The following is a 7900-nucleotide window of genomic DNA, read 5'->3' on the forward strand; positions in this document are numbered from 1 at the left end:
CTCGGCATCGCGCTGGGGCTGGTGCTCGGGCTGTCGCGCCGCGCGGCCCGGCTCGGCTCGGTCACCATCGAGGTGCTGCGCCCCGTGCCCTCGGTCGCGCTGATCCCGCTCGCGATGCTGGGCTTCGGTTTCGGCGTGCGCATGGAACTCGCGATCGTCGCCTTCGCCACCTTCTGGCCGCTGCTGGTGCTGGTGCAGGCGGCGGTGCAGCAGGTCGAGCCGCGGCTGCTCGAGGTCAGCCGCGTGCTGGGCCTGTCGGCGCGCGAGCGCGCCTTCAAGATCGTGCTGCCGGCCATCGTGCCGCGCCTGTTCGTCGCGCTGCGGCTCGGCGTGGCGGTGGCGCTGGTGGTGGCCGTGACGGTGGAGATCGCGGCCAATCCCAACGGCATGGGCTACGCGATGATGATCGCGCAGCAGAGCTTCGACCCCGCGCTGATGCTCGCCTGGCTGGGCTGGATCGGCGTGGTGGGCTTCGCGATCAACGCGGCCATGCTGCGGCTGCAGCGCGGCGTGTCGCGCCGCATGGGAGTCGTGTCATGAACGGCCACGCCGAACGCAAGGGCCTGGAGCAATTCGGCGCGCTGGGCGTGTTGCTGGCGCTGGTCGCGCTGTGGTGGATCGCGAGCAACGCGGGCTGGGTCAGCCGCGTGTTCCTGCCGACGCCGCAAGCCACCTTCGCGAGCTTGCGCGAAGGGCTGAACCTGTCGGGCGAAGGCGGCGGCGAGCTGCTCGCCTTCACCGGCGCGACGGTGGGCCGCATGGTCCAGGGCTGGCTGCTCGCTTCGCTGGCCGGCGTGCTGCTCGGCGCGGCCATCGGCGTCTCGCCCGCGGTGCGTGCCTGGGTCCAGCCCACGCTGGAGTTCGTGCGCCCGCTGCCGGCCTCGGCGCTGCTGCCGCTGGCGATCTCGATCTTCGGGCTCAACCCCGGCATGGTGCTGTTCGTGGTCGCCTTCGGCGCGATGTGGCCGGTGCTGCTGGCCACGGTGCACGGCTTCGCGGCCGTGGAGCCGCGCCTGGCCGAGGTGGCGCGCTGCCTGCAGATGTCGCGCGCGGCCTATGTCTGGAAGATGGGCCTGCCCAATGCGATGCCCGACATCCTGGCCGGCATGCGGCTCGCGCTGACCATCGCGCTGATCGTCGCGGTGGTGGGCGAAATGATCGCCTCGCAAAGCGGCCTGGGCCAGGCCATCCTGCTGGCCGCGCGCGCCTTCCGCGCCAGCGAGCTGTTCGCCGGCATCGTGCTGCTCGGACTCATCGGCTTCGCGAGCAATGCGCTGCTGGCCCTGGCCGAACGGCGCCTGCTGCGCTGGCAGCAACCCTGATTTCCTTTTCCCTCTCTTTCCTCCGCTCGAACGAACACCCCACAAGGAGCCCACCCATGCCACGCAAACTGGTCGACCTCTCGATCTTCCTGGAGAACGACGTGCTCTCCGACCCGCCGGCCTTCGGCCCGAAGATCCAGTACTTCACGCACGAGAACACCTACGAACAGATCGAGCCCTTCTTCCCTGGCCTCAAGAAGGAAGACCTGCCCGACGGCGAGGGCTGGGCGGTCGAGCTGGTGCACCTGTCCACGCACAACGGCACCCACCTCGACGCGCCCTACCACTTCCACTCGACCATGGACAAGGCGCTCGGCGAGAAGAAGCCCGCGATCGCGATCCACGACGTGCCGCTCGACTGGTGCTTCCAGCCCGGCGTGAAGCTCGACTTCCGCCACTTCGCCGACGGCTACGTGGTGCGCGCGGCCGACGTCGAGGCCGAGCTCAAGCGCATCGGCCACACGCTCAAGCCGCTGGAGATCGTGGTGATCAACACGCGCGCCGGCTCGCGCTACGGCAACCCCGACTATGTCTCGGCCGGCGCCGGCATGGGCTACGAGGCGACGATGTACCTGCTCGAGCGCGGCGTGCGCCTCACGGGCACCGATGCCTGGAGCTGGGACGCGCCCTTCGTCCACACGGCGAAGAAGTACGGCGAGACGCACGACGCCTCGCTGATCTGGGAAGGCCACAAGGCCGGCCGCGACATCGGCTACTGCCACATCGAGAAGCTGCACAACCTCGAGGTGCTGCCGCCCACGGGCTTCTTCATCAGCTGCTTCCCGCACAAGATCCGCGGCGCCTCGGCCGGCTGGACGCGCGCGGTCGCGATCTTCGACGACGCTCTGATGGCCTCGGTCTAAGGAATCCTCTTTCATGCACACGCTCAATCACACGCACGACGTCCACGCCCGAAGCTGGGTCGAATCGGCCAACCCCACGGCCACCGACAGCAGCGACTTCCCGATCCAGAACCTGCCGCATGCGGTGTTCCGCCGCGCCGGCGGCAGCGAGGCCTTTCGCGGCGGCGTCGCGATCGGCGACCAGGTGCTCGACCTGGCCGCGCTGGTCCAGGCGCAGCAGCTCGACGGCCTCGCGCTCGAAGCGGCCACGGCCGCCGCGCAGCCCGCACTCAACGACTTCTTCGCGCTCGGCCCGGCGGCCTGGAAGACGCTGCGCCATGCGCTGTTCGCGCTGCTGAAGAACGATGCGCCGGTCGCGGCGGTGCAGGCCGTGCGCGCCTGCCTGGTGCCGCAGGCCGAGGCCGAGTACGCGATCCCCGCGCGCATCGGCGACTACACCGACTTCTACACCTCGATCGACCATGCGCTCAACATCACGCGCCTGCTGAACCCCGGCGGCGACGTGACCTCGAACTTCCGCTGGATCCCGATCGCCTACCACGGGCGCGTGTCGACCATCGGCGTGAGCGGCCAGCAGTTCCGCCGGCCCATGGGGCAGGCGATGGCGCCGGGCGCGAAGGCGCCCACCTACCAGGCCTGCGCGCGGCTCGACTACGAGCTCGAGCTCGGCGTCTGGATCGGCACCGGCAATGCGCACGGCGAGGCCATCGCACTCGAGGACGCGGAGCAACACATCTTCGGCATCTGCCTGCTCAACGACTGGTCGGCGCGCGACATCCAGTTCTGGGAGATGGCGCCGCTCGGCCCCTTCCTCGCGAAGAACTTCGCGACCACGATCTCGCCGTGGATCGTGACCATGGAAGCGCTCGCGCCCTACCGCCAGCCCTGGACGCGCGCGGCCACCGATCCGCAGCCGCTGGCCTACCTCGAGGATGCGGCCAACCGCGAGGCCGGCGCGATCGACATCCGGCTCGAGGTCTGGCTCGAGAGCGAGAAGGCGCGCGCCGAGAAGCGCGGACCTTCGCGCCTGTCGTCCACCAGCTTTCGCCACCAGTACTGGAGCGTGGCGCAGATGGTGGCGCACCACACGGTGGGCGGTTGCCAGCTCAACCCCGGCGACCTGTTCGGCAGCGGCACCATCTCGGGCCCCGGCGAGGGCGAGGCCGGCGCCATCATCGAACTCGCGCGCGGCGGCCAGACGCCCGTGGCACTGGGCGACAGCGGCGAGCAGCGCAGCTTCATCGAGGACGGCGACGCCGTGCTGCTGCGCGGCTGGTGCGAGAAGCCCGGCCATGCGCGCATCGGCTTCGGCGAGAGCCGCGGCACGGTGCTGCCGGCGCGCGGCTGAAGCGGAGCGCGGTCCATGGACTTGCCGCGAAGGAGCGATCGCGCCGAGGCGATCCAGGTGTCGATCTGGCAAGCCATTTCGCAAGCGGGTGCAGCACAGCCCGCAGCCACCCGCGTGCGCCCGGCGGCTCGCCCCGGGCCTGCCGCGCCCGCCACGCCGGATCGGCGCCTGGCGCGAGCGCCGATCAAGACCACGAAGCTTCTTCTGCCCTCAGTCGCCGAAGATCAGTGAGCGGTGCAGCGAGGCCCCGGCCCGTACGCCATCGGCCGAGGCCAATGTGGCGTTCTGCATCGCGAGCGCCGCATCGCCGGCCGCGAACACGCCGGGCACCGAGCTCGTCTTCATCATCGGATCGGTGTGCACCACCAGGCCCAGCGGTCCCTCGTCGAAGGCGCAACCGAGTTGCGCGGCCAGCGTGCTGCCCTGGCGCTGGGCCGGCGCCACGAACAGCGCGTCGAGCGGCAGCCGGCGCCCGTCGTCGAAGCGCACCGCCTCGAGCGCGTTCGCGGGGCCTTCGAGCGCGACCACGCGGCCCGGGTCGAGCGTGATGCCGCGCGCATCGAGCTGCGCGCGCGTCTTGGCGTCGAGCGGCGGCATGCCATGCGTGAACAGCGTCAGCGGCCCCCAGTCGGCCACCAGCATCGCCTGGTGCACCGACAGCTCGCCGCTGCCCAGCACGCCGAGGCGGCGGTCGATGAACTCGTAGCCATGGCAGTAGGGACAGTGCAGCACGCTGGAACCCCAGCGCGGCGCGAGGCCCTCGATGCCCTCGGGCAGCAGGTCGTGCATGCCCGTGGCCAACAGCAGCCGGCGCGTCACCAGGGTCTGGCCCGAAGCCAGCGTGACGGCGAAGCGGGTGTCGCCCTCTTCGGCCGGCAGCACGCACGCCGTCTCTGCCGCGTCCGCGACGAAATCCACCGAGGGATAGGCCAGCAGTTGCGCGCGCGCCTGGTCGCGCAGTGCCAGTGGCGCCGCGCCGTCGTGGCCGAAGAAGCCGTGCGAGGCCTCGGCGAAGCGGTTGCGCGGCTGGCCCGCGTCGACCACGCAGATGCGCCGGCGTGCGCGCGCGAGCTGCATCGCGGCCGAGAGGCCCGCGAAGCTGCCGCCGACGATCAATGCGTCGTAGGGGAGGGAAGAACTCGTGGAATCAGGCATGGGCAATGTCCTTGGCAGTGAAGCCGCCTTCGTGCATGCGGCGGTGGAAATCCTTCGAGAGATCGGCCAGCGTGATGCGGCCCAGGCGCGCGAGCAGCAGCGCCTCGGCCTCGCGGCAGGCGCCGTCGAGGGCGGTGTTGACCGCCTGCTCGACGATGCAGCCCGGGCTCTCGGTGCGGTTGCCGAAGGCCAGCAGCGCGGGCGCGCCCACGGCCGCGTGGATGTCGGCCAGCGTCACCTTCGACAGCGGGCACGACAGCACCCAGCCGCCGCCATGCCCCTTGGCCGAGCTCACGAAGCCGGCCTGGCGCAGCCCGGCCATGAGGCGGCGCACCACCACCGGGTTGGTGTGCATCGCCTGCGCGAGCGATTCGGAGGTCGCGGGTTCGTCCATCTCGGCCATGTGCAGCAGCACGTGCAGGATGGCGGAAAGCTTGCTGTCTCGTTTCATGCAACATTATGAGTTGCATATGTTGATGCGCATCAGCCGCGGCGATACATGACCCTGCGCGCCGTACGGTCGCGCGACGCAGACAGAGAGGACTCAGGCTGATGTCGACGGATGCCAGGCCAGCGCCGCCGCGTAGCCCGCCGGTGCCGCGAGCCGGATCGCGCGCAGTTCGCACCATGCGGGCACGCGCGTGGCGAGCGCGATCGCATCGCCCGCACCCGGTGCGATCGAGACCGACTGCAGGTGTTCGGTGATGCCCACGCCCACTGCCTTGAGCACCGCCTCCTTGCCGGTCCAGCGCAGGTAGAAGGCGGCGAGCGGATCGGCCGCCGCGCGTACCGCCTCGCGCTCCTCGGGCGTGAAGACCATCGCGCCGAGTGCATCGACCTCCACGTCGCGCGCGCAGCCTTCGATGTCCACACCGACCTCGAGCCCCGCCGCCGCTTCCGCGATGGCGATCAGCGCATGCGCACCCGAGTGGGCGACGTTGAAGCGCGGCGCATCATGGCCCTGAACGAAGGGCTTCCCCTGCGGTCCGGCCGCGAAGACCAACGCGAGCGGATCGCACCCCATGCGCTCGGCCAGCAGCGAGCGCAGCGCCACCCGCGCCGCCGCGAAGCGCATGCGGTCGGCGCGCCGCACGAAACGCTGCATGCGCGCGTCCTCCTCGGCCGTCAGCGATGCACGCAGCGAGGCGGGTTCGGTGTCAAGGTCCAGGTCGAGGCGGGAAACGCCGATGGTCGAAGGGAGCAGAACATGAGACATGGAAACGATGCGCATGGCGGCATTTTGGCTTTCTCGTTCTTGCATGAGGATCGCGTCTCGATTTCTTGCTGCATTGCAGCTTGCACCCGGATTGCGGCGTATGTAAATTTCCGCTGCCTGGACTAAAGGGAGCATTCGTCAACAGCGGAGTCGCCGCAAGGCGATTCGGGAAGCCGATGGCTTCCAGCCCTGTGGCATAGCGCGACGACATACCCCTTCTTCCTGATACTCAGGATTGGGGGTTACGCAGAGAGCTGTGCACGGGGCTGGTTCCAGACGAGCTGGAACCAGGAAAATGGGTGAGTCCAAAGGGTAAAGCTGCCGGTGTTCTCCCGCTTTCTTCAACGGGGACGAGAGGCTTCACATGTCGTGAAGTCGCGTTGAAGAAGGAGTCAGAAATGACTGAAAAAAAGCGCAAGCGTCCAAGCCGCCGGCGCGCGTCCAGAAAGCAGCGGGTGTTCCGGATATTGAGAAGGTTGGTAAAGCTGGCCTACTTCATTTGGAGCATTCTCGAAGCTATGCTGGACGGCCCTTTGGTACCTCCAATCGCACATCGCTTCTTCGGAGATCTGATTCGAGACAACGCAGTTTCACCAGATGACGAAGCACCCTATCGTTTTCACGAAAAGCGATCCGCTGGATCAAAGCCCTCTGTACGCGCTCTCGAGCAGGAAATCACTAGCGACACTCCTGGGTACGGAGCTCGGTCGACTTCAGCCACTCGCGGATCAACCGGACAACTATCGTGTCCTCCCGATCGAAAACGCCGGCAAGAAGCGGGTCATCGAAATCCCCAAGCCTGCGTTGCGGCAAGTTCAGCGGCGCATCTTCGAACTGCTCGATGGCATCGAGAAGCCCGACTACCTCCATTCCGCGCGAAAGCAGCGCTCCTACATCACCAACGCACGGGTTCATGTGGGAGCCGTGCCGCTCCTCAAGCTCGACCTCAAGAAGTTCTATCCTTCCGTTGATCGAGCACGCATCTATCGCTTCTTCAAGGACGCGCTGAAGTGCAGCCCGGATGTTTCCGGTCTTCTTGCGAAGCTCTGCACGGTCGATGGGCATGTGCCCACGGGCAGTTGCACGAGCCAGTCCATCGCCTTCTTCGCATCCAAGGCGCTGTTCGACGATCTGCATTTCCACTCGGTGCTCCATCAGGTCCGCGACAGCTACTACGTCGACGATCTGACGTGGTCGGGCCTTAACGCCACACCTTCATTTCTGTGGGGTGCCAAGCAGATCATTCATCGCCACGGGTTCAAGTACCACGGCGAGCGCTGCTACACCGCCGAGCAGAGGAAGCTCGTCACCGGCGTTCTGATCGTCGGCGACGAAATCAAGGTTCGGCCGCTTCGGGAGTTCGAGTTGTGGAGCGCCATCCACTCACTCGCGATGCCAACCTCGGAAGATCACCTCAAGAAGCTCGACGCACTGCTCGGAAAGGCGGCGGCCCACAGCCAAGTCGAACCACGCTTCTCAGCGATGACTCGGAAGCTGCGATTGCTCAAGGCGAGAGAAATGGCACGCCTCTCGCAGCCAACGGGCATACCGACGACCGTCAACGCCTGAACGCGTCCTTTCCGATGTGTCATTGCTGAGCCTCGAGTGCACTGCAACACACGGTTCAACCGGCACAACGGCCTTCTTCAGCCACCATCTCCTGCCTTGAGACCGTCATTTCCGCGCCGAACGCGCTAACGCACGAGCCCCCGATTCCGCCGACGGACAGCTCCCACAGCCAGGCGCGGCCCCGGCGCTCACGGCCCCTACCCCGCCCTTCCCTATGTTTCATTCCGAGCCGGCACCCTGCCGGCTCTGTGTTTTTCAGCGATCCCCGTATCACTCGAAAAGGAAGGAATCCCAGCCATGAAACAACAACACCATCGCATCGTCTTCGGCGCCCTGCTCGCGGGCCTGCTGGCCACCGCGGGCATTCAGGCCGGCGCACAGGTCTCGACCCCGAACGTCGGCGTCGGCGTGGGCGTGAACGCCGGGG

Annotated in this window: 8 protein-coding genes; 5 read left to right on the forward strand and 3 right to left on the reverse strand. The window is 67.8% G+C overall.

Going from position 1 to position 7900, the window contains the following annotated elements:
- The 4 genes from AC27VN_RS25905 to fahA all read left to right on the forward strand — a co-directional run.
- Window positions 1-540 (forward strand): ABC transporter permease (locus tag AC27VN_RS25905; protein ID WP_490878383.1); only part of this gene is annotated, 540 nt, incomplete at its 5' end.
- Window positions 537-1322: an ABC transporter permease gene (locus tag AC27VN_RS25910; protein WP_490878384.1), complete on the forward strand. Its 786-nt coding sequence runs from the start codon at window positions 537-539 to the stop codon at window positions 1320-1322. The genes AC27VN_RS25905 and AC27VN_RS25910, both read left to right, overlap by 4 nt.
- A gap of 56 nt (window positions 1323-1378) precedes the next feature.
- Complete coding sequence (locus AC27VN_RS25915) at window positions 1379-2185, forward strand: cyclase family protein (RefSeq protein WP_093343754.1); 807 nt, start codon at window positions 1379-1381, stop codon at window positions 2183-2185.
- 13 nt (window positions 2186-2198) lie between these two features.
- Window positions 2199-3533 carry a fumarylacetoacetase gene (gene fahA / locus AC27VN_RS25920; RefSeq protein ID WP_490878385.1) on the forward strand — a complete coding sequence of 445 codons (1335 nt, stop codon included), beginning with the start codon at window positions 2199-2201 and terminating at the stop codon, window positions 3531-3533.
- A gap of 210 nt (window positions 3534-3743) precedes the next feature.
- Here the strand turns inward: fahA and AC27VN_RS25925 are convergent, their stop codons facing one another.
- The 3 genes from AC27VN_RS25925 to AC27VN_RS25935 all read right to left on the reverse strand — a co-directional run bounded on the left by AC27VN_RS25925 (window position 3744) and on the right by AC27VN_RS25935 (window position 6039).
- The gene (locus AC27VN_RS25925) at window positions 3744-4688 is read right to left on the reverse strand and encodes an NAD(P)/FAD-dependent oxidoreductase (RefSeq protein WP_490878386.1); all 945 of its coding nucleotides are present in this window, start codon (window positions 4686-4688) and stop codon (window positions 3744-3746) included.
- Complete coding sequence (locus tag AC27VN_RS25930; protein WP_093343749.1) at window positions 4681-5139, reverse strand: Rrf2 family transcriptional regulator; 459 nt, start codon at window positions 5137-5139, stop codon at window positions 4681-4683. Before AC27VN_RS25930 ends, AC27VN_RS25925 begins: the two co-directional genes overlap by 8 nt.
- Before the next feature lie 93 nt (window positions 5140-5232).
- Complete coding sequence (locus tag AC27VN_RS25935) at window positions 5233-6039, reverse strand: 4'-phosphopantetheinyl transferase family protein (RefSeq protein WP_490878387.1); 807 nt, start codon at window positions 6037-6039, stop codon at window positions 5233-5235.
- 462 nt (window positions 6040-6501) lie between these two features.
- Here AC27VN_RS25935 and AC27VN_RS25940 point away from each other — a divergent pair, with 462 nt between their 5' ends.
- Complete coding sequence (locus AC27VN_RS25940; protein ID WP_490878388.1) at window positions 6502-7473, forward strand: reverse transcriptase family protein; 972 nt, start codon at window positions 6502-6504, stop codon at window positions 7471-7473.
- The last annotated feature ends 427 nt before the right edge of the window (window positions 7474-7900 follow it).

Source organism: Variovorax sp. 20P10.2.4 (genome assembly GCF_058244205.1).